Raw genomic sequence first — 22417 nt, 5'->3', positions numbered from 1 at the left:
TGCCATAACAGAAAGGCCGCCCAGCGATGAAAGTGCGCGTTTACGTCAGCCTCAAGAACGGGGTGCTCGATCCGCAGGGCCGCGCGATCCACCATGCCATCGAAGGTCTTGGCTTTTCGGGCGTTTCCGATGTCCGTGCCGGCCGTTTGATCGAACTGGAAGTGGACGAGACGGTCACCGATGCTGCGCTTGAAGAAATGGCGCAAAAACTGCTCGCCAATCAGGTGATCGAGAATTACCGCATCGAGAGGGTGTAACCCATGCGTTCGGCTGTCATCACCTTCCCCGGATCGAATTGCGACCGCGACATGGCGGTTGCCGTTGAACAGGTCTGCGGCGGCGAAGTCCATCGCGTGTGGCACGGCGACGCCGCCCTGCCCGAAGGTCTGGACTTCATCGCCCTTCCCGGCGGTTTCTCCTATGGCGACTATCTGCGCAGCGGCGCGATGGCGGCCCGCAGCCCGATCATGCGTGCCGTGATCGAAGCGGCAGGGCGCGGCGTCAAGGTGCTGGGCGTGTGCAACGGCTTTCAGGTGCTGACCGAGGCAGGCCTGCTGCCCGGCGCGCTGATGCGCAATGCGGGCATCCGCTTTGTCTGCCGCGAAGTGAAGCTGACGGTGGAAAACAACACCAGCGCCTTCACGCACCGCTATTTCAAGGGTCAGACGATCACGATCCCCGTGGCGCATCACGACGGCAATTTCTTTGCCGATGACGCCACGCTGGACCGTCTGGAAGGCGAAGGCCGCGTGGCCTTCCGCTATGCCGAGGAAGTCAACGGTTCGGCCCGCAACATCGCCGGCGTCCTGAACGAAGGCGGCAATGTGCTGGGCATGATGCCGCACCCCGAACGCTTCATCGAAGCGGCGCAGGGCGGCATCGATGGCCGCGCGCTGTTCGAAGGTGTGACCAAGGCGCTGCTGAGCGCCTGATCCCCTTTGAGTTCCGATTGAAATGCCGACAGGGCGGGGTGACGAAAGGTCAGCCCGCCCTTTCTTCTTGGGCAGGAGGCGCAGCGCGCGTGCCGAACAGGTCCTGCACCTCATCCACGCTGCGTGCGCCGCCATAGGCCATACCTTGCAGACGGCGGCACCCCAACGAGCAGGCGATTTGCAGTTCCTCCGGCGTTTCCACGCCCTTGGCAATGGTGATCATTTCAAGGCTGTCGGCAATCGCGACGGCGGCACGGATCATCGCCACGCTTTCCGCGTTACCGGACGCGGCCCCCTTCATCAGCGCACGGTCCAGCTTGATGGCGTCAAAACGCATCTCGCACAGGATCGAGATGGAGGCATGGCCCGCCCCGAAATCATCCAGAATCACCGAACAACCCAGTGCCGTCAGACGCTCCAGCGTCGCACGCGCCTGTGCCGGGTCGCGCTGGAACACACTCTCGGTCACTTCCAATTCAAGCCGTTGCGGGGCAAGGCCGGAAACCGCCAGAGCCGTCACGACATGGTCGATAAACGCCGGGTCCAAGGCCTGACGATCCGAAACGTTGACCGAAACGTTCAGGTTTCCGGGCCATTGGGCGACCTGATGACAGGCCTCTTTCAACACCCATGACCCAATCGGCAGGCTCAATCGCGTGTCCTCGGCCAGCGACAGAAATCGATCCGGCGATACGCGGCCCAATTCGGGGCTGTTCCAGCGCAGGAGCGATTCAAAACCGACCAATCGCTCGCTGCCCGCATCGACGACGGGCTGATAAAAGAGTTCGAATTCCTGCTCCTCCACGGCCGAACGCAGGGCTTCCTCCAGCCATGCGCGGGCTTCGGCCTCGGCGCGCAAGGCCTCGTCATAGGCCGAATGCATGCCCCGCCCGTTGCGCTTGGCCCGATAGAGCGCAAAATCGGCGTTGCGCATCAGCGCGGGCACGCTGCCACCGTCGCCGGGGCCAAAGGCCGAACCGACCGATGCGCCGATCGACAATTCGTGACCGTCGACATAATAGGGCTTGGACAGATCCTCGATGATCGCCTGCGCCAGACGCGCCACCAGCGCACGCTCGTTGGCCTGACGCAGCACGACGCAGAATTCATCGCCGCCCAGACGCCCGCACAACGAATTGGGCGTCATCAGGACCTTCAGACGCTCGGCAACCTGGCTGAGCAATTGATCGCCGACGGGATGGCCCAGCGTGTCATTGACCGCCTTGAACCGGTCAAGGTCGATCATGAGGAACGCGCATTGCCCATCCCCGTCGCGCACCGCGACCAACGCATTTTCCAGCGCGTCAATCACCATCATGCGATTGGGCAATCCGGTCAGCGTATCATAACGTGCCAGATAGGCGATCTTCTCACTGGTTTCCTGCTGTTCCGTCACATCGGAGGCAACGCCGCGAAAACCAAGGAAATTGCCCAGATCATCATGGCGTGGTGCGCCGGAAAGCGACCAATAGCGCCGCGTGCCCTGCACCATCACCCGGACCAAAAGGTTCGAGAAACTCTCACGCGCCTTGAGCTTTTCCTCCAGCTCCTTGATCCCCGGCGCACCGGCGCGATCAACGCCTCGCCCTTCGGCAGAGCGACCTTCGCCGCCCGGCCCGGACAAGAGCGAGAGGAAACCGGCCCCATCAATATCGGCACGCGCCATGCCCATCGCTTCGGCAAAACGGTCCGAGACGGCACGAACCCGGCGCTGCGCATCGGTCTGCCACAGCCAGTCAGCCTCATCCTCGTCAAATTCGCGCAGGAGCAGGCTGACCACTTCATTGCGTTCGGCCATGCCCGCAGCGGCCAGATGCGAGGACAGAAAATGACGCGAGGCCTCAATCGTGCCCAGCGCAATCGAGGCAACAAACAGCGCCGCAACCCCCGCCATGCCCGGTTGCAACAGCGTGAAGAAACCAACGACAGAACCACAGCCGACAATGGTCGAAAACAACAGTGTCGATAACGGAACCGTCGGCACAATCACCGCCGAAACCGTCATCAACATGGCCAGCACGGTCCAATATTCATACCGCAGGTGCATCGGCGAATAGGGCACAAAAAACACCAAAGGCGCGGCCCAGACCAGCGCGTTGATGATCGTGCCCAGTGCCTGACGGCGAAACTCACTGCTGGTCATGCGGCGGCGGTCGGCGTCGCTCAACTGCCCTTCGTTACGGATGCTATAGGTTAAGGACGCGCACAGCGCCCCCAACCAGCCGCCAATCAACGGATGGCCGACATAGGGAAAAAACAGCAGCACCGAGACGACAGCGGCCAGCGCCTGTGTCCAAATCCGCGCCCGCGCCACCAGCGCCAGTTGCGAATATTGCAGCCCGCGCAGCCGCGACCATTCCTCGGTGCCATGCCCGGACAGGCCCAGCACCGACCAGATGCTAAGTTCGCCAATTGTGGTGGAGGAATTCAACTGGTTCATCGCGTGGAAGATTACGCTTCAATGCCTATCACCATGTGTAATGAAAATGGTGAATGACGCGTAAACCAATCGGCGACAGGCAAATAAAAAGGAGAGAGGGCACGCAGCATTCCTGCGGCCCTCTCTCCCCGATTTCTGCCGATTATTCGACCGTCACCGACTTTGCCAAATTGCGAGGCTGGTCCACATCGGTACCCTTAACGCAGGCCACGTGATAGGCCAGAAGCTGAACCGGCACCGCGTAAACCAAAGGCGCGATCAGCGGGTGGACCGAGGGCATCTCGATCGTGGCCATACAGCCCTCGCCCGCCTCGGCCAGACCTTCGGCATCCGAGATCAGGACGATCTTGCCGCCGCGTGCGCGGACCTCCTGCATGTTCGAAACGGTCTTTTCGAACAGAGGACCGGACGGCGCGATCACGATGACCGGCACATGTTCGTCGATCAGGGCGATAGGGCCATGCTTCATCTCACCGCTGGCATAGCCTTCGGCGTGGATATAGCTGATTTCCTTGAGCTTGAGCGCGCCTTCAAGCGCCAGCGGATAGTCCTGGCCACGGCCCAGATAGAGCACGTCGCGAGCAGGCGCGATAAGATGGGCCATTGCCGCAATCGCATCATCATAGGCCAGCGCCGCGTTCAAAGCCGAGGGCGTTTCAATCAGATGACGCACCACAAGGCGCTCTTCATCGCGCGTCATGCGCCCACGCTTAACCGCCAGATGCGCGGCCAAAGCGGCCAGAACGGCAAGCTGGCACGTAAACGCCTTGGTCGAGGCCACACCGATTTCCGGCCCGGCATGGGTGGGCAGCAACAGATCCGCCTCACGCGCCATCGAACTGGTGGGCACGTTAACCACGACCGCAATCGTCTGGCCATTGGCCTTGCAATGGCGCAGCGCCGCAAGCGTGTCGGCGGTTTCGCCAGACTGGCTGATAAAGATCGCCAGACCGCCCGGCTCCAGCACCGGATCGCGATAGCGGAATTCCGATGCCACATCGATGTCGACCGGCAGACGGGCGAAATGCTCGAACCAATACTTTGCCACCAGCCCCGCGTAGAAAGACGTGCCGCAAGCCACGATCGTCACGCGCTTGATCGCCGACAGGTCGAAATCGATCTGCGGCAAGGCAACGCTTTCATCATCACGGCGCACATAGCTTTGCAGCGTCTGCGCCACGACGGTGGGCTGATCGTAGATTTCCTTCTGCATGAAGTGGCGGAAATTACCCTTTTCCACCGCTGCGGCCGAAGCGCCCGAGGCCACAATCGCGCGCGTGACGGGATTATTGTCCTTGTCGTAAATCTCCACCCCTTCACGGCGGATGACGACCCAATCGCCTTCCTCCAGATAGGTGATCCGCTGCGTCAAAGGCGCCAGAGCCAGCGCGTCGGAACCCAGATAGGTCTCACCATCGCCATAGCCCAGCACCAGTGGCGAACCCAGACGCGCCCCAATCAGCATCTCGGGATGTTCACGGAACGCGATGGCCAAAGCAAAGGCTCCGCGCAATTGCGGCAGCGCGGCCTTGACCGCATCGACCGGCGACAGACCGCCTTCGACCAGATCTGACACCAGATGGGCCACCACCTCGGTATCGGTTTCCGATTCAAACACACGCCCCTTGGCCTGCAAAGCCTCACGCAAGGGGCGGAAATTTTCGATGATGCCATTGTGGACCAGCGCCAGCTTTTCCGTGGCATGGGGATGCGCATTGGCGGCCGTGGGCGCGCCATGCGTGGCCCAGCGCGTATGGGCGATGCCCACCAGCCCCGGCGCAGGATTGACTGCCAATTCCTTGACAAGGTTCATCAATTTGCCCGGCGCGCGACGGCGGATCAATTCGCCATCATGCACCGTACAAACGCCCGCCGAGTCATAACCGCGATATTCCATGCGGCGCAGACCATCGACCAGACGATCCGCCACCTCTTCCTTGCCGACAATGCCGATAATGCCGCACATATGTTCAGCCGCCCCTTATCCATGTTATGCCGGGGCAAGCCCGGTCCGATCCGTATAACCCTATAAGGGCGAAACGCTTTCCAGCCGATTAAGCGGGATTAGCCCTGCTTTTCGGCCTTTTTCTTCTTCATCGCGTCGTGGAAACGGTCCGCCCAACCGGGCTTGACCATCTGTTCCCCGCGCACCAGTCGCAATTCGCCATCACCAACGTCGCGCGAAACGGCGCTGCCGGCGGCAACAATGGCGTCCTTGCCGATCTTGACCGGGGCGATCAACGCGCTGTTCGAACCGATGAAGGCGCGCTCGCCAATGATGGTCTTGTATTTGAAATAGCCGTCATAATTGCAAGTGATCGTGCCCGCGCCCAGATTGGCGCCCGCCCCGACCTCAGCGTCCCCGACATAGGAAAGGTGGTTGACCTTGGCCCCCTCGCCCACAACGGCTTTCTTGATTTCAACGAAATTGCCGATCTTGGCCTTGGCGCGGATGTCCGCTCCGGGGCGCAGACGGGCATAGGGGCCAAGCTGGGCCTTGGCCCCAACGCTGGCGCCTTCCAGATGGCTGAAAGCGTGGATTGTGACGTGATCGGCCACGGTGACGCCGGGGCCAAACACGACATTGGGTTCGATCAACACATCGCGGCCAACCTGCGTGTCCCAACTGAACCACACCGTTTCGGGCGCGATCAGCGTGGCGCCATCGGCCATCGCTTTGGCGCGGCGGCGATCCTGCCACCGGCGTTCGGCATCGGCCAGTTCGGCGCGGCTGTTGATCCCGGCCACTTCGTCCGGGTCCGCCGTCACCACGACCGCCGCACGATCCCCATCGGCCAGCGCTATGTTCACAATATCGGGCAGATAATATTCGCCCTGCGCATTATCATTGCCCACCCGCGCCAGCAGCGCGAACAGATCACCCGAATGCGCCGCCAACAGGCCGGAATTGCACAGCTTCGTCGCACGCTCGGCCTCGGTCGCGTCCTTGAACTCCACCATCTTCACAATGGCATCGCCCTCGGCAATCACCCGCCCATAGGCCAGCGCATCTTCCGGCTCAAAGCCCAGCACAACCACCTTGGGCGCATCTTCGGCGTGCAGCCGCGCAATCATCGAGCGCATCGTTTCGGCGGTGACAAAGGGCACATCGCCGTACAGCACCAACACATCGCCATCAAAATCGGCCAGCGCATCCTGCGCCATTTGCACCGCATGGGCTGTGCCATGCTGGGGGTCCTGCACCGCAATGGTCGCCCGCGCGCCCAATGCCTTTTCCAGTTGATCGCGCCCATGGCCCGCCACCACCACCTGACGCGCCGGCGACAGATCCGCCGCGCTGGCCAGCAGATGCTCCAGCATCGGCCTCCCGGCGATGGGGTGCAACACCTTGTGGGTGTCGCTTTTCATGCGGGTCCCCTTGCCCGCGGCAAGGACAACGACGGCGAGCGGTGTCGGAATATTTGTCATATCGCCCCCATGCCAGCAAATCCTTGCAGATTCCATACGGACACGGCAACGACATCAATCATGCACAATTTTCCTTTCGATATCGTCGGCTTTGACCTCGATGGCACGCTGATCGACAGCAAACTCGACCTTGGCATCGCTCTCAATCACGCATTGGAACAGGGCGGGTTTCAGGCCGTTCCCCTTGACCTGATTCCCCGCCTTGTGGGCGGGGGCACGCGGGTGCTGATGGAGCGGGCGCTGGCGGTTCAGGATGTGACGCTGGACGATGTTGGGCTGACGGCACTGGCCGCCGAACTGGTGCGATATTACGAGGACAATATTGCCGTCCATTCACGCCTGTTTCCGGGCGGGGCGGACATGCTCGACGATCTGGATGCGCGCGGGGTCAAGATCGCCGTCGTCACCAACAAGATGGAGCATCTGGCGCGTAAATTGTTTGGCGAACTGGGGCTGACCGATCGGTTCTATACGATCATCGGTGGCGACACGCTGGGTCCGGGGCGGCAAAAGCCTTTGCCCGACCTTTTGCATCTGATGGTCGAGCGGTCTGGCCTTGATGCGCCGCGCACCGCCTATATCGGCGACACCCATTTCGACACGGGCGCGGCGCAGGCGGCCCAAATCCCCTGCGTCATCTGCCGCTTTGGCTTCAATCAGGGACAGACCGACCACCTTGGCGCGGATGCGGTGATTGATCATTTCGACGCTCTGGTGCCCGCGTTGCTGGATCTGGGCGGGCGATGAAGGTCCTTGGCCTGATCGGCGGGATGAGCTGGGAGAGTTCGGCCCACTATTACCGCCTGATCAATGAAGGCGTGCGCGCCGCGCGTGGCTCCTCGGCCTCGGCGCAATGCATCCTGTGGTCTTTTGATTTTTCCGAAATCGCAGCCTTGCAACATGCCGGGGACTGGGCCGGTCTATCGGTGCGTATGGTCGATGCGGCGCAGGCGCTTGAACGCGCCGGGGCGCAGGCGTTGGTGATCTGCACCAACACGATGCATTTGCTGGCCCCCGATATAGAGGCAGCCTGCACCCTGCCCCTGCTCCACATCGCCGATCCGGCGGCAAGGGCGGCCTTGGCGCTGGGCGCGCGGCGGGTGGGGTTGATCGGCACGGCTTTCACAATGGAACAACCCTTCCTGCGCGACAGGCTGGCCAGCCACGGGCTGGACGTCATCGTGCCAGAGACCGAGGACCGGGCCGAGATCCACCGCATCATCTATGACGAACTGATCGCGGGCATCATCTCGCCCGCCTCGCGCGCCATTTATCGCGACATCCTGCGCCGTTTGGCGCAAAAAGGGGCCGAGACTATCATCCTTGGCTGCACCGAAATCATGCTGCTGGTCGATGGTAGCGACAGCCCGGTGCCCTTGCTCGACACGACCACGCTTCACGCGGCGACGGCGGTGGAATGGGCGCTGTCCGATTAACCCTCGACGATCTTGACCAAACGCCGCTCCAGAATGCTCAGAACCCCTGCCAGTTCATGGCCACGCTTCAACACCTGACCCGCTTCGCCATAGAGCGCCCACATGCCCTGCTTCCCGCGCAGCGAGGGACGTTTTTCGATCCGCGCCTGCGGCCTTTCGGCGCTGCGCTTAAAGGCGGAAAAGCTGGCGGCATCCTTGCCGAAATCCATCGCGTAATCGCGCCACTGCCCCGCCGCGACCATCCGGCCATAGAGGTCGAGAATGCGCATCAATTCGGCCCGATCAAATGCCACCTGCAAAACAGGCCGCGGAAAAGCGACAATCACTGGCGGTTGGTCAGACTTTCCCGCAGGCTCCATCAGGCCGTTTTACCCCTTGGTTCCATCATGCATTTCGGTGGCACGCAGCAGATCGTTCACCTGCTTGCGCAAGGATGCCACTTCGGCCTCCAACGTGCAAATGCGGCCCACCGCAGGCTCGGCATCGGCGCAAGGTTCCTTGCAGGGCGTGCCATAGGGGATGAAATCCTTGACCCATGTTTCGGCGGCCACAACGGTGCTGCGTGCCTTGACGCCCACCATGGTGGCGCCTTCGGGCACGTCATCGGTCACAACCGCATTGGCGCCCACGCGCGCACGGCGCCCCACCGTGATCGGCCCAAGGATTTGCGCGCCCGAACCGATGATGCTGTCATCCGACAGGGTCGGGTGGCGCTTGCCACCAATGCCATTGGCCGGATTGGTCCCGCCCAATGTCACACATTGATAGATCGTCACATTGTTGCCGATCTCGGCGGTTTCACCGATCACGGTAAAGCCATGATCGATGAACAAATGTTTGCCGATGGTCGCGCCGGGATGAATGTCGATCGATGTAAAGAACCGCGAAAGATGGTTCACCGCACGCGCCAGAAAGAACAGCCGCGCCCGGAACAGAGCATGAGCCATGCGGTGAAAACCCACCGCCCACAGACCGGGATAGAGCAACACTTCCCAACGCGAACGCGGCGCAGGGTCGCGCGCGACGATCGAATCCAGATAGGCGATCAGTCCAGAAACCATCCCTCAAAATCCCTTACCCGCCGCAGGCGTTCCTGCGCCCCGGCCTTATCGCTATGCCTTACAACATACGCGTTCAGGCCGGACCATTCAACTCCTCCAGAGCATCCCGCAAGATGGCCTGTCCGGGGGGCGCCTTGCGCTCCAGAGAAAGCCGATCGATGGTCGCCACCAGACGTTCGGCTGCGATATGGGTACGCTCACATCGGCTTGCAAGATAGCGGGCGTGATCATCCGTCAAAGGCAGCAGGCGCGTTTCGGCATGGGCCGAAATAAGGTCCGCCATCATCTCATCATCGGGCGCTTCGATTTCCAGCCACAGCGCCGCACCCATGCGCGATCCCAGATCGGGCAGAGTGATCTTCCACCCACCCTCACGCGCCGTCGTGGTCAGCAGCAGAGGCGTCTTTTCCTCTTGGGCACGGTTCCAGCGGTGAAACACGGCGGTCTCATCCATCTGATCGGCATCATCCAGCGCTACGCCGCCGCTTTCGGCAAACCAGGCCGCCAGAAGGCTCTTACCCGAACGCGGCGGCCCCGAAAGAATGGCGGTGCGAAACGGCCAACTGTCGGGCGCGGACAGCGCAGCGATGGCCGACGCATTGCCCTCCCCCACGACGATACGCGCCGCGCTTGGCGACTGGTCCGGGGCCAGCGGCAGTGCGAACTGGCTGGGGGCGTTTTTCTGCATAATTTTGCTCATAAATCTCTATCGGCGGATGCGCAGCGCGGCACCTGCCACGCTGACCTGCCACCCGGCCTTGCGCAAAGCCGCCGCCAGGGCGTCGGCATTGCCGTTAAACTGTGCGCGCATCACCGAAGTTCCGCCAATCGCAATCGAGGTTGTGGCCGCATTATCAACGCCGGCCACGCCGCGCACCGCCGCCAGCGCCTGATCAACGGCGCGGGCATCGGGCGAGGCGAATTGAATGCTCAGAGCCGTTCCGCCCGGCTTTGGCGCGACGACGGGCGCGGCGGCGGCCATTTCGGCGGCAGCGGCATCATCGGCGGCGCGTTCGGCGGCGGCCTGCGCCTGCGCGGCGGCCTCGGCGGCCCGACCTGCGTTGATGAGCGAGGCCAGACCCGGTTCCATCGTGGGATGATCAACCGACAGCGTCGGGTCGGGCCGCAGCAAGCCTTTGGAAAGCGCGTCGGTATAAATCTGATCCATCCGCGCCAGAGCCTGAGCCAACATGGCGGGCACGCCGCCATCATCGGGCGCGGTCAATTCAAACGAACCCAGCGCAAGATTGTCGGGACCATAACGCGCGGTAAAAAAGCCCTTCACCGGGCCGCCGGGCCATTGCCGTTCCAGCCGGGCGGCGGGGATCAACACATCCGACGCACCGAATTGATCCAGAACGCCCCGCCACCAGACACGGCTGCGCCGCCCCGGTTGCCCCGCGTTGATGATCAGCGAATCGGCACCGCCGCCATTGGCGCGGACATAATCAATCGCGCTGGCCCCGGTGCGATATTCGGCCCAGACCTTTTGCCAAGGGCTGCGCACTTCAAACACTTGCCCCACGCCGCCCGAATAGAGCAGCGGAATGACCAGCATCGGGGCCGAACGGATGGCGACTCCGCCATTGCCCGCGCCATATTGGCCCGCGCGCCCGCGATCAAAGGCGATGACCAATTTCGCCCGATAGCGATGCGGGCCGATTTCTTCGCTTTCCACGACAACACCGGCCACGATGCTCTCAATCGTGCCCACGTCCAGCGCCGGACCATGCGCGGCGGCCCATGCCTTCTTATAGGCATCGCGCCAGCCATTCATCTTGGCGTCCTGCGCATTCTTGCCGGTGGCATCGACCTCAATATTGCCGATTTCGATATCGTTGGTGGCCACGACAGGGGCAATGCCGCGATCGCCCTCGATCTGGGCGATCAGGCGTGCCGGATCGACAAAGGCCAACCCGCCCGCCAGCAAAACCGCCGCCGCCAACGCGCCGCGCGCCACGAAATGGCGGGGAAAAAGCGCGCTCAGCCTGCGCGGTGCGAAAAGATTTGCCGGATTTGTCATGTTCAAGCGCCGCTATTGCCCAATCGGGCATGGAAATCCAAGCAGGAAAGCGCTAGGCGCCCGCGAAACATATTTTCCAACCGTGATTTCTTCGATAGCGAGCAAGGCCCATGACCGACACCAACGCCTCTGGCCCCACCAATTACACCTATGAAGACGCGGGCGTATCGATTGCCGCGGGCAATGCGCTGGTCAAGGCGATCGGCCCTCTGGCCAAGAGCACGCGCCGTCCGGGCGCGGACGCTGATCTGGGCGGCTTTGGCGGTTTCTTTGACCTGAAGGCTGCGGGCTACAAGGACCCGCTGCTGGTGGCGGGCAATGACGGCGTGGGCACCAAGGTGAAACTTGCCATCGACCATGACCGCCATGACAAGATCGGCATCGACCTTGTTGCCATGTGCGTCAACGACCTGATCGTTCAGGGTGCCGAGCCTTTGTTCTTCCTTGACTATTTCGCCACGGGCAAGCTGGAAAACGGCGTGGCCGAGCGCGTGATCGCCGGGATTGCCGAAGGTTGCCGCATCGCGGGCTGCGCGCTGATCGGGGGCGAAACGGCCGAAATGCCGGGCATGTATGCCGCCGGTGACTATGACCTCGCCGGTTTCTGCGTCGGCGCAGTGGAACGCGGCGAACAACTGACCGGCGACCGCGTGGCTGCGGGCGATGTGCTGCTGGGTCTGGCCTCGTCGGGGGTGCATTCCAACGGCTATTCGCTGGTGCGCCGTCTGGCCGCCGACAAGGGGTGGAAGCTGGAGCGCCCTGCCCTGTTTGATGCGGACCGCCTGCTGATCGACTATCTGATCGAGCCGACTCGCATTTATGTGAAGACGCTGCTGCCCTTCATCCGTTCGGGCCGCATCAATGCGCTGGCGCATATTACGGGCGGCGGTTTGCTGGAAAACGTACCCCGCGTGCTGCCCGAAGGTCTGCATGCCTTTATCGACGCCGATAGCTGGGAACAGAGCCGGTTGATGGCCTTCCTTCAGGCGCAGGGCAATATCGAGCCGGGCGAAATGGCGCGCACGTTCAACTGCGGCATCGGCATGGTTCTGGCGGTCAAGCCGGAGGAAGCCGAAGCTCTGGCCGCCGATCTGACGGCGGCAGGCGAAACGGTTTCGCGCATCGGCGAAATCCGCGAAGGCGCGCGCGGCTGCACCGTTTCAGGCAGCGCCGAGGCATGGAGCGCCCGCGAAGCATGGACCGCGACGCACAATGCATAAAGCCAAGGTCGCCGTTCTGATTTCCGGGGGCGGCACGAATATGGCCGCGCTGCTCTATGCGAGCCGCGCACCTGAGTGCCCTTTTGAAATCGTGCTGGTGGCCAGCAATAATCCAGAGGCAGGCGGCCTGAAACTGGCCGCCGCCGAGGGCGTGCCGACCTTTGCCCTGCCGCACAAGGGCATGGCGCGGGCCGATCACGACATGGCGATGGATGCGGCGATTCGCGCATCGGGCGCAGAATATGTCGCGCTGGCGGGCTATATGCGCATCCTGACGGCGGAATTCGTCGCGGGCTGGGCGGGACGGATGCTCAATATCCACCCCTCGTTGCTGCCCAAATACAAAGGGTTGCACACCCATGAGCGCGCCATCGAGGCGGGCGACAGCCATGGCGGTGTGACGGTCCATCTGGTGACGCCCGAACTGGATGACGGGCCGATTTTGGGGCAAACCCCCGTGGCCATCATTCCCGGTGATACGGCTGATACTCTGGCCGGACGCGTGTTGTTTGCCGAGCATCAGCTTTATGCCCGTTGCCTCGCCGAACTGGTCACCCGGCCCTATCGCGCGGACTGGCTGCTGGCGCAGGTGTCGCAACTGGCCGCCGCCCTGCCCGAAGTGGAGGCGCGCGAGAGCCATGGCGCCCCCGCATGGTCGATCAAGGGCGGCAAATTCTTCGCCTATTTCAATGATCAGCATCACGGCGAACCCCACATCGCACTGCTGGTCAAAACCAGCGGCCAGGATGAGATGAACGCCCTGATCGATGCCGATCCCGATGCGTGGTTCCGCCCCGCCTATTATGGCGCGAGCGGATGGGCTGGCCTTATCCTCAACCGCGCCGATCTCGATTGGGATCAGGTGGGCGAGTGGCTGGCGCGAAGCTGGCGGTCGGTGGCGCCTAAGAAGCTCACCAAGCTGATGGATGTGGCGGATCAGTTCTGAACGGGGGTGGAGGGGCGATCCTGACAGATGATCTTCGATCCCTCCAGTCGGACCACGGCATTCTCTCCAACGGCCAGAGGCTCCTTCAAATCGGTATAGCGGGTGCGGATTGTAAAGATGACCGGCCCCGCCAAATCGCAACGAGCGCCCTTGCCCACAGCGGCACACATGGCTTGGGCACGCTTGAATTCGCTGACCGCACTATCATTCGAAGGAATAGCGCCCATGGAGGTGGTAAAAGTGTCTCCAACCATGAATGCCTGAAATGAATATTGCGTATGGATATACACCGGTTCCTTGACCGATGCGCCATATCGGTCGGTGGAAATTTCAAGCTTCAAAGGCGCGGCGATCCGTTGACAGAATGTGCCGGTTGCCGGCGCCGTTTCTGCCGCGAGCGTCTCGACCTGAAAGGACGAGATTGCGGCAAGGCTTGCCAGAACCATAGAAAACCGCCGCATTCATCCGCCCCCTCAATAAGTGTATAATTTTCAAGGCATCGTCGGGCGGCCAGATGATGTCAATAAAAAACCGCCGGAAGAGCCAAACCCCTCCAGCGGTCTTTTCAGCCTAAAAAAAGTCAGAATTACCCGACGATTTCTTCCGGTTTGAAGAAGTAGGCGATTTCGATCGCGGCGTTTTCTTCGCTGTCCGAACCGTGGACCGAGTTGGCTTCGATCGATTCGGCCAGTTCCTTGCGGATGGTGCCGGCGTCAGCGTTGGCGGGGTTGGTGGCGCCCATAATGTCGCGGTTGCGCTTCACGGCGTCTTCGCCTTCCAGAACCTGAACCACGACCGGGCCCGAGATCATGAACGAGACGAGGTCGTTGAAGAAGGGGCGCTCGGCGTGAACGGCATAGAAGCCTTCGGCCTGTTCCTTGGTCATCTGGATGCGCTTGGACGCAACGACACGCAGGCCGGCTTCTTCCAGCATCTTGGTGACGGCGCCGGTCAGGTTACGGCGGGTGGCGTCGGGCTTGATGATCGAGAAGGTGCGGGTAAGCGCCATGGTGAATTCCTTGCGTAGGGTTGCTGGGCTTTACGCCCTGTTGCGCGGCCCACTAGCCGTTCGTGCGGGCTCCTGCAAGGGTGACCATTAGCCTGCTTGCGTCCATTTTCGCCCTTCGCGGCGAAAGAAGCGGCAGGCCCAGCCTTCGCGTCCTTTTAAAAGACGCCATGTGTCGCGCGCGGCCATGCGTTCCGCTTCGCCAAAGACGAGGAGGACGCGGTCGAAATCCCCCTCGCCCGGTTCACGCCACACCCCATCGGCCAGCGCCAGAAAGCGCGCTCCATTGGCCGGGACCACATCATCGGCAATCAGGATAGGCTGGCGCGCATCATGCTCGCCCCCGGCAATGCCATTGGCAAGGAAGCTTTCCGCCCCCGCGCTCCATAGCGCCGCCGAGAGTTTTTCCCGCGCCCCAGCCTCTCCGGCCACCACCAGCAGGCGGCCGCCCGTCTCCAGCACCTTGCCCGCCAAGGGGGCAAGGGCCAGTTCCGGGCCGCCCGATTCCAGCAGGTAGAAGTCGGCCTGCATTTATTCCGCTTCACGCACCAAGGCGTCGAGCAGGCGCACGCCAAAGCCGGTCGCGCCCTTTTCCCAGGTCGCGCCCGCCTTGTCGGTCCACACCGTACCGGCGATGTCGAGATGCGCCCAAGGCGTGCCCTTGTCGATATACCGGGCAAGGAATTGGGCCGCGGTGATCGAACCGCCGAAACGGCTGCCCACATTCTTCATGTCGGCAATCGGGCTGTCGATCATCTTGTCGTAAACCGCGCCCATCGGCATGCGCCACAACTTGTCACCCGTGGCCAGACCGACCTTGGTCAGATCAGCGGCCAGAGCGTCGTCATTCGAGAACAGGCCCGCATATTCATGGGCAAGGCTCATGATGATTGCGCCGGTCAGCGTGGCAAGGTCGATGATCTTGGCGGGCTTATATTCGCGCTGAACAAAGGTCAGAGCGTCGCACAGGACAAGGCGGCCTTCGGCATCGGTGTTGATGACCTCGATCGTCTGACCCGACATCGACGTCACGACGTCACCGGGACGCTGGGCATTGCCGTCGGGCATGTTTTCAACCAACCCAAGGATGCCGACAACATTCAGCTTCGCCTTGCGACGGGCGATGGTCAGCATGGCGCCCGAAACCGCGCCTGCGCCGCCCATGTCCCACTTCATGTCTTCCATGCCCGCGCCGGGCTTCAGGCTGATGCCGCCGGTGTCAAAGGTCACGCCCTTGCCCACAAAGGCCAGCGGGGCCACGCCCGCTTCTCCGCCGCGCCAATCCAGCACGACAAGACGCGGCGGACGCGCCGACCCCTGTGCGACGCCCAGCAGGGAACCCATGCCCAGCGCGCGCATTTCCTTTTCGTCCAGAACGCGGATGTCCACGCCGGTGCCCGCAAAGCGCTGGCGCACGCGTTCAACAAAGCTTTCGGGGTAAAGCACATTAGCCGGTTCAGTGACCAGTTCGCGGGTGAATTCAACACCCTCGGCAATCAGCGTGGCCGCGTCCCATGCCGCCTGCGCGCCTTCGGCGGCGTTGGCGACGATCACTTCCTCAAGGCTGGCCTTTTCCTCGTCCTTCAACGTGGTGCGATACGAATCCTGTTTCCACAGGCGCAAACGCAATGCGAGCAGGACCGAGGCAAGATCGTCCGCCGAAAGACCGGTGGCATCAATCAACAATTGCGTCGCGCCCGACGTACGATATTTGGCGGCCAAGGCGCCCCCGGCCTTTTCCAGCGATGCGCGGCGGTCATCGGCATCCGCGGCCCCTGCGCCGACCAGCGCCAGACGGCTGACCACACCATCGATTTCGGCAAAACCTTCGAACAATTGCCCCGCACGCCCGGCAAAGCGAGCAGCTTTCGCCCCAGCGACGATGACGGCGGGCTGGCCATCTTCCCAACCTTCAACGCACACGACACGGGCGACCGGTGCTTTGACGGATGCGGGCGGGCTGGCGAGGAATGTGACGATCATGGGGTACTCCTTGCAGGCCGGTCGGGCGGCCCCGAAAAAAATATCATGGTGCGATGCGGTGGATCGATGTCAATCTCATCGCCTTCATGGATTGCAGTTAGGCATCCCCTCTGCGATAGGCAAGCCATGCCTGCGCTTATTGGGCCTGTTGCGCCCCTTACCAAACCGAACCTTTCCATTGTCCTGCGTCATATGGCGCCCTGGGCGGCATTATGCGTCGCATTGGCGGCGGACCCGACATGGGCCGCATCGATGCGCGATGTTATCGATGGCCCGGATGCATCCGCGTCCGGCCCGGTCAATGATTTGCCCCCGCGCAAACAATATGACGAAAACAAGATCGATTTTGCCGCCGATCAGGTGGAATATAACGATCAGACCGACATCGTCGTCGCATCGGGCAATGTCTTTCTGCGCCGGGGCGAACAAACCGTGCGCGCCAACACCGTCCGCTGGAACCGCAAGACCGGCCAGATCATGGCGCAGGGCCAATTGCGCGTCGTTGATGCCAATGGCAACGAATTGCTCACCGACCAGATGGAGTTGAGCGAGGATCTGAGCGTTGGGCTGACGCATAACATGCTGATGCTGATGCGCGAAGGCGGGCGTCTGGCGGCCAATGAAGGTCGGCGCGATCCCAACGGCCATTATATCCTGACCCAGGCGGCCTATACCGGATGCGACGTGGTGGACAGCAAGGGGTGCGAGAAAAAGCCGATCTGGAAGGTAACCGCGCGCCACGTCGAATATGATCCCGACAAGCAGCTGGTCCGGTTCAAGGGGGCACGGCTTTCGCTGTTTGGCGCATCGATTGTGCCTTTGCCCAGCCTTCAGGTGGCCACCGACGGGCGGCCCCTGCCCGGTTTTCTGGTGCCTGATTTCCGCACGTCGGCCTCGAACGGCGTTGAATTTTCCAGCACCTATTACGCGCGCCTTGCCAACAACCGCGATCTGGCGGTGACGGGCACGGTGTTTACCAAGGCCAACCCCATGGCCAAGGTGCATTACCGCGAATTGGACGACAAGGGCGCGTTCCAGATCACAGGCTATATCACGCGCTCGGCGGCGACCGACGTTTCGGGCACCAACACGCGCCAAAAATGGCGTGGATATTTCGACGCCAATGGCAAATACCAGCTTTCGACCAACTGGAGCCTGGATTTTTCGGGCCGGTTCGCGTCGGACCGCACGTTCCTGCGTCGTTACTACATTTCCTCGGACGATACGCTGCGTTCGACCATCAACCTCGAGAGGATCGGCGAAAAGTCTTATTTCTCGATCTCGGGTTGGGCGTTCCAGAACCTGCGCGCCACAGGCACACAGGGCGCGGTGCCGGTCGCATTGCCGATGATCGATTATCGCCGCCGGTTTAATGAAAACCTGCTGGGCGGCAAGATCGAGGTGCGGGCCAATTCTCTGGCCATCACCCGCAGCGCGGGGCAGGACATGCAGCGCGCCTTTACCAGCGTGGAATGGAACCTGCGAAAAATGACCCCGATGGGTCAGGTCATCACGCTGACCGCGGTGGGCCGGGGCGACGTCTATCATTCCAGCGACAATTATTTGACCAGCACGGCCATCTATCGCGGTAACTCCGGATGGCAGAGCCGCGCATCGGCCGCGGCGGCCATTGACATCACATGGCCCTTGGTGGGTCCGGCCTTTGGCGGCACGCAGGTTCTGACCCCGCATGTGCAGGTGGTGGCAGCGCCTCCGACACGCAATTTCGCCATCCCCAACGAGGATGCGCGCGCCATCGAGCTTGAAGACGTCAACCTCTTCGCCCTCAACCGCTTTCCCGGTTACGACCGGATCGAGGATGGCAACCGCGTCACCTATGGCATGGAATGGCGGCTGGAACGCCCGCAATGGCGCATCAACGCCAATGTAGGCCAATCCTATCGTCTGAGCAGCGAGCCGACGCTCCTGCCCCCCGGCACAGGATTGTCGGATCGCATGTCGGACGTCGTCGGGCGCACCGAAATCCGTTATCGCGATTTCTTCAAGATCACCCATCGCTATCGTCTGGACCACGATACATTCGTGTTCCGCCGCAACGAAGTGGACGCGGCGCTGGGCAGCGACACGACCTATCTTGAGGTCGGCTATGCCCGATTGAACCGCAATATCAGGACCGGCACCGAAGATCTGGTCGACAGCAACGAATTGCGCACAGCCGGGCGAATCGCCTTTGCGCGTTTCTGGTCGGTGTTTGGTTCGGGCGTATTCGATCTTTCGGACAAAAGCCTGCTGGCCAACACCAGCACGTCCTCGTTCCAACCCTTGCGCACAAGGTTTGGTGTGTCGTTCCAATCGGACTGTTTCCAATTCGATCTGAACTGGCGCCGGGACTATGTCACCATCGGTGACGCTGTGCGCGGCAGCAGCTTTGAATTGCGCTTTTCGCTGCGCAATCTGGGTTTCCGGTAAAGGACGTCAAGCATCTGTTGGCAGGGCCAGACAAAGGCGCTATCGCCTGCGCCCATGGCAAGGTCGACGGCCCCGAAATGCGGCCCGATATGCGGCCATATCGTCATTGATGCAGCCTGGGTTCAGCCCGGGTCGTTCATAAATGTGACGACAAGAACAGGATCGAGCGCAAGGTTATGGTGGTGACGAAAAAGGCAGCAACTGGATCGGGCAATATGGGCGCCAAGGCGCTCGGCTCCATGGCGCGTTACGGGGCGCTGGCCGGCCTGTCTCTGGCGCTGGCGGCACAGGGTTTTGCGCAAAGTCCGACCCGCACCCGCGCGCCGCGGCCCGCCGCCGCCCCCAAACCCGCCACCCCGGCCCAGCCAGCAGCAGCGCCGACCGCCGCCGACCCGTTCGGCATTGGCCAGAACGTGACGATGCTGGGCAAAGACAACCCGAACATGCGTCGCGCCACGGCCATCGTGAACGGCGACATCATTACCGGCACCGACGTCAATCAACGCCTTGCCCTGATTCTGGCCGCCAATGGCGGCAAGGTCGCGCCAGAGGAAGTCGAACGCCTTCGCGCGCAGGTTTTGCGCAACCTGATCGACGAAACGCTGCAAATTCAGGAAGCCAAGAACGCCGACATCAAGATCGACGAAGGCGAAGTCGAAGGCACCTATGCCCGCGTCGCACAGGAAAATTTCAAGCAGGAACCGGCCGCGCTTGACGCCTATCTGGCCCGCATCGGTTCCTCGCCCAATTCGCTCAAGCGTCAGATCCGCGGCGAAATGGCTTGGAACCGCGTGCTGCGCCGCAATGTTCAGCCTTTCGTCAATGTCAGCCAGCAGGAAGTCAAGGAACTGCTGGAGCGCATGAAGGCATCGAAGGGCACCGAGGAATATCGCCTTGGTGAAATCTATCTGTCGGCCACGCCCGACAGCCGCTCGATCGTGGCCGAAAATGCCCAGCGCATCATGACCCAGTTGAAGGAAGGCGGCAGCTTTGCCGCCTATGCCCGCCAATATTCCGAAGCCTCGACCAAGGCGGTGGGCGGCGATCTGGGATGGATCCGTCTGGCGCAATTGCCCACCGAACTGGCGGCGTCGGCGCGTGAAATGCAGACGGGCCAGTTGGTCGGCCCAATTGAAATGCGCGGCGGCTTTTCGATCCTGTATCTGATCGACAAGCGTCAGGTGCTGACGGCCGATCCGCGCGATGCGGTGCTTGCGCTCAAGCAGATCACGCTGACCTTGCCCGCCAGCATCACGGAAGCCGACGCGAACAAAAAGATCGACGAATTCTCGACCGCGATCAAGGCGTCGAAGGGTTGCGGCGGTGTCGATGCGGTGGCTGGCAAGCTGGGCGCACAGGTTGTTGCCAATGACCAGATCCGCGCCCGTGATCTGCCCGCCCCGCTGCAACAATCGTTGCTGGCGCTCTCGCTGGGCGAAACCACGCCGCCGTTTGGTTCGGTTCAGGAAGGCATCCGTATGCTGATGCTGTGCGGCCGTGACGACCCCAAGGCGGCCAGCGGTCCTTCGTTCGAAGAATTGATGTCGCAGATGGAAGAAGACCGCGTCAACAAGCGCGCGCAAATGTACATGCGCGACCTTCGCCGCGATGCGATCATCGAGTATAACTGAGGATAGATATCGTGGCCCAAGCAATCCTTCCATTGGCCGTTTCGCTGGGCGATCCGGCCGGTGTGGGGCCGGAACTGATCGCGGCGGCATGGTTTGCCCGTCGCGTCCATGCTCTGCCCGCCTTTTGCGCGGTGGGCGGGGCCGGTTTGCTGGCATCGGCGGCGCGGGCGCGTGGGTTGGACGTTCCGGTCCGCCGCGTCGAATCGCTGGATGAAGCCGCACAAGTCTATGACAGCGCGCTGCCCGTTCTGGGCGATTTTGACGGCGAATATCGCCCCGGTGCGCCCGATCGCGAAGGCGCAATGTTGGCCTTTGAAAGCTTGAAGCAGGCCGCCGCTTTGGCCGTTTCGGGCCAGGCGGGCGCCTTGATGACCGGGCCGATTGCCAAATCGCGTTTGGCCGAGGTAGGCTTCAACTATCCGGGGCAAACCGAATTTGTCGCCGCCGCATCGGGCGTAGAGGCCGAGGACGCGGTGATGATGCTGGCCGGGCCGAATTTGCGCACGGTGCCGCTGACGGTTCACGTCGCGCTTTCGGCGGTGCCGGGGCTGATTACACAGGATCTGATCCTGCGCCGTTCGCGCATTGTGGCTCGGGCGTTGATGCAGGATTTCGGTCTGAAATCGCCGCGCATCGCGATCGCCGCGCTTAACCCCCATGCGGGTGAGGACGGGCGTTTCGGTGACGAGGATCAGCGGATCGTCGCCCCCGCCATCGAACAATTGCGCGCCGAGGGCATCGATGCCTCTGGCCCTCATGCCTCCGATGGCATGTTTGCCGCGCGCAGCCGGGCCGGTTTCGACGTCGCCATCTGCATGTATCACGATCAAGCGCTTATCCCGTTGAAGGCGCTGGATTTCGACCACGGCGTCAATATCACGCTGGGCTTGCCTATCATTCGCACATCGCCCGATCACGGCACAGCCTTCCCCATCGCGGGCAAGGGGCAGGCTAATGTCGGGGCGACGGTTTCAGCGCTGCGCCTTGCCGCCGAATGTGCGCGCAGCCGCGCTGCTAAAGTACCCGCCTGATGAGCCTGCCTGAATTGCCGCCTCTGCGTGAGGTGATCAACGCGCATGGCCTGTTCGCCAGCAAGGCGCTGGGTCAGAACTTCCTGTTCGACGAACAATTGCTGTCCCGCATCGCCGCCATTCCCGGCAACCTTAAGGGGCAGAATGTTCTGGAGGTTGGCCCCGGCCCCGGTGGCCTGACGCGCGCCCTGTTGCGTGCGGGGGCCAAGGTGACGGCCATCGAAATGGACAAGCGCTGCATGGCGCCGCTGGGCGAATTGGCCGAGGCGTTTCCGGGGCAATTGACGGTGATCGAGGGCGATGCGCTCAAGATCGACCACGCCAGCCTGTTTGATGGCGAACCTTACGCGATCCTTGCCAACCTGCCCTATAATGTCGGGACGGCGCTGTTCACGGGTTGGCTATCGGGAGAGGTATGGCCGCCGCGCTGGACGTCGCTGACGCTGATGTTCCAGTTGGAAGTGGCCGAACGTATCGTAGCCCAATCGGCCAGCGATGCCTTCGGGCGTCTGGCCGTGCTGAGCCAATGGCGCGCCGCGCCCAAGATCGCGATGAAGGTCCATCGCAGCGCCTTTACCCCGCCGCCCAAGGTGATGAGCGCGATCATCCATGTCAAACCCGGCGATATGCCCGAAGGCGTGTCGGCCCGGATGCTGGAACGCGTGACCGAGGCCGCCTTTGGCCAGCGGCGCAAAATGCTGCGGCAAAGCCTTAAAGGGCTGCCCGGTGCGCTCGATGCCCTTGAAACGCTGGGCATTGACCCGGCCCGCCGCGCCGAAACCTTGAGCGTGGCCGAGTTCGTCAGCATCGCCAAAGTGTTGAGCGCATAAGAAACCCCCGGAGGATAGG

General features: G+C 62.2%; 21 protein-coding genes. 10 read left to right on the top strand and 11 right to left on the bottom strand.

The annotated features are described in order from the left end of the window. Nucleotides 1–26 precede the first annotated feature (26 nt). On the top strand, nt 27–257 hold the full coding sequence (gene purS, locus ACZ9HU_RS06410; protein WP_476103569.1) for a phosphoribosylformylglycinamidine synthase subunit PurS: 231 nt from the start codon (nt 27–29) through the stop codon (nt 255–257). Between the two features lie 3 nt (nt 258–260). Continuing rightward, nucleotides 261–932, top strand: a complete 672-nt coding sequence (gene purQ, locus ACZ9HU_RS06405) for a phosphoribosylformylglycinamidine synthase subunit PurQ (protein ID WP_476103568.1) — start codon at nt 261–263, stop codon at nt 930–932. 49 nt (nt 933–981) lie between these two features. On the opposite strand, the gene ACZ9HU_RS06400 is transcribed toward purQ, so the two are convergent. The 3 genes from ACZ9HU_RS06400 to glmU form a co-directional block, all read right to left on the bottom strand. Further along, nucleotides 982–3372, bottom strand: a complete 2391-nt coding sequence (locus tag ACZ9HU_RS06400; protein WP_476103566.1) for a putative bifunctional diguanylate cyclase/phosphodiesterase — start codon at nt 3370–3372, stop codon at nt 982–984. A gap of 142 nt (nt 3373–3514) precedes the next feature. Next, nucleotides 3515–5338, bottom strand: a complete 1824-nt coding sequence (gene glmS, locus ACZ9HU_RS06395; protein WP_476103564.1) for a glutamine--fructose-6-phosphate transaminase (isomerizing) — start codon at nt 5336–5338, stop codon at nt 3515–3517. Nucleotides 5339–5436: 98 nt separating this feature from the next. Further along, a complete protein-coding gene (glmU, locus tag ACZ9HU_RS06390; protein WP_476103562.1) occupies nt 5437–6801 on the bottom strand; it encodes a bifunctional UDP-N-acetylglucosamine diphosphorylase/glucosamine-1-phosphate N-acetyltransferase GlmU in 1365 nt (454 codons plus the stop codon). A gap of 60 nt (nt 6802–6861) precedes the next feature. On the opposite strand from glmU, the gene ACZ9HU_RS06385 reads away from it, so the two are divergent. After that, nucleotides 6862–7548, top strand: a complete 687-nt coding sequence (locus tag ACZ9HU_RS06385; RefSeq protein WP_476103560.1) for an HAD hydrolase-like protein — start codon at nt 6862–6864, stop codon at nt 7546–7548. Then, nucleotides 7545–8237, top strand: a complete 693-nt coding sequence (locus tag ACZ9HU_RS06380; RefSeq protein WP_476103557.1) for an aspartate/glutamate racemase family protein — start codon at nt 7545–7547, stop codon at nt 8235–8237. Before ACZ9HU_RS06385 ends, ACZ9HU_RS06380 begins: the two co-directional genes overlap by 4 nt. Here ACZ9HU_RS06380 and ACZ9HU_RS06375 read toward each other — a convergent pair. The 4 genes from ACZ9HU_RS06375 to ACZ9HU_RS06360 all read right to left on the bottom strand — a co-directional run bounded on the left by ACZ9HU_RS06375 (nt 8234) and on the right by ACZ9HU_RS06360 (nt 11321). Next, entirely contained in the window at nt 8234–8596 is a 363-nt protein-coding gene (locus ACZ9HU_RS06375) for a DUF2794 domain-containing protein (protein ID WP_476103555.1), read from the bottom strand. The two genes, ACZ9HU_RS06380 and ACZ9HU_RS06375, sit on opposite strands and share 4 nt — an antisense overlap. A gap of 9 nt (nt 8597–8605) precedes the next feature. Further along, nucleotides 8606–9298 (bottom strand): serine O-acetyltransferase EpsC, encoded by a 693-nt coding sequence (gene epsC, locus ACZ9HU_RS06370; protein WP_476103553.1) that lies wholly within the window; start codon nt 9296–9298, stop codon nt 8606–8608. Nucleotides 9299–9371: 73 nt separating this feature from the next. Then, a complete protein-coding gene (locus ACZ9HU_RS06365) occupies nt 9372–9998 on the bottom strand; it encodes a P-loop NTPase family protein (RefSeq protein WP_476103550.1) in 627 nt (208 codons plus the stop codon). A 6-nt stretch (nt 9999–10004) separates the two neighbouring features. Beyond that, complete coding sequence (locus ACZ9HU_RS06360) at nt 10005–11321, bottom strand: heavy-metal-associated domain-containing protein (protein WP_476103548.1); 1317 nt, start codon at nt 11319–11321, stop codon at nt 10005–10007. Between the two features lie 110 nt (nt 11322–11431). On the opposite strand from ACZ9HU_RS06360, the gene purM reads away from it, so the two are divergent. Both purM and purN read left to right on the top strand, forming a co-directional pair. Beyond that, nucleotides 11432–12541: a phosphoribosylformylglycinamidine cyclo-ligase gene (gene purM, locus ACZ9HU_RS06355; protein WP_476103546.1), complete on the top strand. Its 1110-nt coding sequence runs from the start codon at nt 11432–11434 to the stop codon at nt 12539–12541. Continuing rightward, nucleotides 12534–13487, top strand: coding sequence for a phosphoribosylglycinamide formyltransferase (gene purN, locus ACZ9HU_RS06350; RefSeq protein WP_476103544.1), 954 nt, complete (start codon nt 12534–12536; stop codon nt 13485–13487). Before purM ends, purN begins: the two co-directional genes overlap by 8 nt. On the opposite strand, the gene ACZ9HU_RS06345 is transcribed toward purN, so the two are convergent. From ACZ9HU_RS06345 to ACZ9HU_RS06330, 4 genes are all read right to left on the bottom strand, one after another. Next, nucleotides 13478–13948, bottom strand: a complete 471-nt coding sequence (locus ACZ9HU_RS06345; protein WP_476103542.1) for a hypothetical protein — start codon at nt 13946–13948, stop codon at nt 13478–13480. The two genes, purN and ACZ9HU_RS06345, sit on opposite strands and share 10 nt — an antisense overlap. A gap of 125 nt (nt 13949–14073) precedes the next feature. Next, on the bottom strand, nt 14074–14496 hold the full coding sequence (gene ndk / locus ACZ9HU_RS06340) for a nucleoside-diphosphate kinase (RefSeq protein WP_168604587.1): 423 nt from the start codon (nt 14494–14496) through the stop codon (nt 14074–14076). A gap of 87 nt (nt 14497–14583) precedes the next feature. After that, nucleotides 14584–15024, bottom strand: a complete 441-nt coding sequence (locus ACZ9HU_RS06335; RefSeq protein WP_476103539.1) for a DNA polymerase III subunit chi — start codon at nt 15022–15024, stop codon at nt 14584–14586. Then, on the bottom strand, nt 15025–16476 hold the full coding sequence (locus ACZ9HU_RS06330) for a leucyl aminopeptidase (RefSeq protein WP_476103537.1): 1452 nt from the start codon (nt 16474–16476) through the stop codon (nt 15025–15027). A 126-nt stretch (nt 16477–16602) separates the two neighbouring features. Here ACZ9HU_RS06330 and ACZ9HU_RS06325 point away from each other — a divergent pair, with 126 nt between their 5' ends. The 4 genes from ACZ9HU_RS06325 to rsmA all read left to right on the top strand — a co-directional run bounded on the left by ACZ9HU_RS06325 (nt 16603) and on the right by rsmA (nt 22398). Beyond that, the gene (locus tag ACZ9HU_RS06325) at nt 16603–18906 is read left to right on the top strand and encodes an LPS-assembly protein LptD (protein ID WP_476103535.1); all 2304 of its coding nucleotides are present in this window, start codon (nt 16603–16605) and stop codon (nt 18904–18906) included. 182 nt (nt 18907–19088) lie between these two features. Then, the gene (locus ACZ9HU_RS06320) at nt 19089–20537 is read left to right on the top strand and encodes a peptidylprolyl isomerase (RefSeq protein ID WP_476103533.1); all 1449 of its coding nucleotides are present in this window, start codon (nt 19089–19091) and stop codon (nt 20535–20537) included. Between the two features lie 11 nt (nt 20538–20548). Beyond that, a complete protein-coding gene (gene pdxA / locus ACZ9HU_RS06315) occupies nt 20549–21568 on the top strand; it encodes a 4-hydroxythreonine-4-phosphate dehydrogenase PdxA (protein ID WP_476103531.1) in 1020 nt (339 codons plus the stop codon). 5 nt (nt 21569–21573) lie between these two features. Beyond that, a complete protein-coding gene (rsmA, locus tag ACZ9HU_RS06310; RefSeq protein WP_476103695.1) occupies nt 21574–22398 on the top strand; it encodes a 16S rRNA (adenine(1518)-N(6)/adenine(1519)-N(6))-dimethyltransferase RsmA in 825 nt (274 codons plus the stop codon). Nucleotides 22399–22417 lie beyond the last annotated feature (19 nt).

The sequence above is a fragment of the Novosphingobium sp. Sphag1I genome (assembly GCF_056279125.1).
The sequence above is the reverse complement of the archived record's forward strand: the minus strand, read 5'-3'. Positions and strand labels throughout refer to the sequence as shown.